The 1,176-nt window shown below is 51.9% G+C and carries 1 rRNA gene; it reads right to left on the bottom strand.

From position 1 onward, the window contains the following. Window positions 1–1,136 (bottom strand): 16S ribosomal RNA (locus tag PMAL9190_RS19895); the annotation flags it as partial. Window positions 1,137–1,176: the final 40 nt, after the last annotated feature.

Here is a 1,176-nt window from a genome sequence, read left to right as displayed (position 1 = left end):
GTGCTGGCAAACAAGGATAAGGGTTGCGCTCGTTGCGGGACTTAACCCAACATTTCACAACACGAGCTGACGACAGCCATGCAGCACCTGTCTCAGAGTTCCCGAAGGCACTAAGCTATCTCTAGCGAATTCTCTGGATGTCAAGAGTAGGTAAGGTTCTTCGCGTTGCATCGAATTAAACCACATGCTCCACCGCTTGTGCGGGCCCCCGTCAATTCATTTGAGTTTTAATCTTGCGACCGTACTCCCCAGGCGGTCTACTTAACGCGTTAGCTCCGAAAGCCACGGCTCAAGGCCACAACCTTCAAGTAGACATCGTTTACGGCGTGGACTACCAGGGTATCTAATCCTGTTTGCTCCCCACGCTTTCGCATCTGAGCGTCAGTCTTTGTCCAGGGGGCCGCCTTCGCCACCGGTATTCCTTCAGATCTCTACGCATTTCACCGCTACACCTGAAATTCTACCCCCCTCTACAAGACTCTAGTCTGCCAGTTCAAAATGCTGTTCCGAGGTTGAGCCCCGGGCTTTCACATCTTGCTTAACAGACCGCCTGCATGCGCTTTACGCCCAGTAATTCCGATTAACGCTCGCACCCTCCGTATTACCGCGGCTGCTGGCACGGAGTTAGCCGGTGCTTCTTCTGTTGCTAACGTCAAACAGCTAAGCTATTAACTTAACTGCCTTCCTCACAACTGAAAGTACTTTACAACCCGAAGGCCTTCTTCATACACGCGGCATGGCTGCATCAGGGTTTCCCCCATTGTGCAATATTCCCCACTGCTGCCTCCCGTAGGAGTCTGGACCGTGTCTCAGTTCCAGTGTGGCTGATCATCCTCTCAGACCAGCTAGGGATCGTCGCCTTGGTGAGCCATTACCCCACCAACTAGCTAATCCCACCTGGGCTAATCCTGACGCGAGAGGCCCGAAGGTCCCCCTCTTTGCTCCGAAGAGATTATGCGGTATTAGCTATCGTTTCCAATAGTTATCCCCCACATCAGGGTATATTCCCAGGCATTACTCACCCGTCCGCCGCTCGTCAGCATTGATAGCAAGCTATCAATCTGTTACCGCTCGACTTGCATGTGTTAGGCCTGCCGCCAGCGTTCAATCTGAGCCATGATCAAACTCTTCAATTAAAGTTTTGTTGTTTCTTTCGAAACGGCTCAATGAATACTG

Origin of the sequence: Photobacterium malacitanum (assembly GCF_900185615.1) — a bacterium.
In the GTDB taxonomy this organism is placed as follows: Bacteria; Pseudomonadota; Gammaproteobacteria; order Enterobacterales; family Vibrionaceae; genus Photobacterium; species Photobacterium malacitanum.
The sequence above is the reverse complement of the archived record's forward strand: the minus strand, read 5'-3'. Positions and strand labels throughout refer to the sequence as shown.